Annotated in this window: 2 protein-coding genes; both read left to right on the forward strand. The window is 37.6% G+C overall.

The window, feature by feature from the left end:
- Positions 1–20: 20 nt before the first annotated feature.
- The gene (locus V7164_RS22700) at positions 21–536 is read left to right on the forward strand and encodes a YqeG family HAD IIIA-type phosphatase (protein ID WP_335355301.1); all 516 of its coding nucleotides are present in this window, start codon (positions 21–23) and stop codon (positions 534–536) included.
- Between the two features lie 3 nt (positions 537–539).
- Complete coding sequence (yqeH, locus tag V7164_RS22705; protein ID WP_335355291.1) at positions 540–1,643, forward strand: ribosome biogenesis GTPase YqeH; 1,104 nt, start codon at positions 540–542, stop codon at positions 1,641–1,643.
- Positions 1,644–1,686 lie beyond the last annotated feature (43 nt).

The raw sequence follows: 1,686 nt of genomic DNA on the forward strand, positions 1-1,686 counted from the left end.
AAATAGAGGTGTTATATATCGTGTTGAAGCAATTTTTACCGGATCAGCATGTTAGAAGTATATTTGAGATTACCCCTGAAAAGTTGAAGGAAAACGGAATAAAAGGAATTATTACTGATTTAGATAACACCCTTGTCGAATGGGATCGACCGAATGCAACACCAAAGTTGATAAATTGGTTTGAAGAAATGAAAAACAGCAATGTGATGATTACGATCGTATCAAATAATAATGATAATCGGGTTAGGTCTTTTTCTGAGCCGCTTAACATCCCTTTTATCCCATTGGCTCGAAAACCTTTAGGACGGGCTTTTAATAGAGCATTACTTGAAATGGGTCTTAAGAAAGAGGAAACAGTCGTTATTGGCGATCAATTATTAACTGATGTTTTGGGCGGTAACCGAAGCGGATTTCGGACCATTCTTGTTGTTCCAGTTGCGCAGACTGATGGTTTTATTACTCGGTTCAATCGTAAAGTGGAGAGATTAATCTTAAATTGGTTTAGGAAAAAAGGCATGATTCAGTGGGAGGATTAATTTGTGAGTGAACAATATATTTGTATAGGCTGCGGTGTGAAGATTCAAACTGAAGATCCAGCCGCAATTGGTTATGCACCTTTATCAGCGCTGGAAAAGGAAGCGATTATTTGTCAGCGCTGTTTTCGCTTAAAACATTATAATGAAGTGCAGGATGTTGATTTAACGGATGATGACTTTCTGAAAATTTTAAATGAACTAGGTAAAAGTGATTCTTTGATTGTGAAAATCATTGATATATTCGACTTTAACGGGAGCTGGCTGCCGGGACTGCATAGGTTTGTCGGAAAAAATAAAATCCTGCTTGTAGGGAATAAAGTCGATTTGTTGCCAAAATCGGTTAAACACAATAAGTTAATTAATTGGATGAAGCAAGAAGCAAAAGAGCTAGGCCTTAAGCCAGAAGATGTTTTTCTAGTAAGTGCTGCTAAAGGGAAAAATATTTCTGAGGTGGCTGAAGCAATTGATGTATATCGAAAAGGTAAAGATGTTTATGTTGTTGGCTGTACGAATGTTGGGAAATCAACATTTATTAATCGAATTTTAAAAGAGGTAACAGGAGAAGGTGATGTGATCACAACCTCACATTTTCCAGGTACAACTCTTGATATCATTGAAATCCCCTTATCGGATGGGAAGTCACTTGTTGATACGCCAGGAATAATAAATCATCACCAAATGGCTCATTATGTTGATAAGCGTGAATTAAAAATCATTACGCCGAAAAAAGAAATAAAGCCGACAGTCTTTCAGCTGAATGAGGGGCAAACCCTCTTTATTGGAGGCTTAGCGCGCTTTGACTATAAAACAGGCGGACGCAGATCCTTTGTTTGCCATTTCTCCAATGATTTAAATCTTCACCGTACAAAATTGGAAAATGCAGATGAATTATACAAAAACCATGTTGGTGAAATGTTAACGCCGCCTAGGATGGAACAAATGGACAGCTTCCCGGAACTTGTTAAACATGAATTTACAATTAAAGAAGGAAAAACGGATATAGTTTTTTCAGGTCTTGGCTGGATTACAGTCAATGAACCTGGGGCAAAGGTAGCTGCATATGTTCCAAAGGGTGTTCATGCCTTATTAAGAAAATCAATAATATAATTTTTTAGAGTTAGAGAGATGTCTAGCTCCAGCGCCTACCCCC

It is taken from the genome of Bacillus sp. JJ1474 (assembly GCF_036965225.1).
Classification (GTDB): domain Bacteria; phylum Bacillota; class Bacilli; order Bacillales; family Cytobacillaceae; genus Cytobacillus.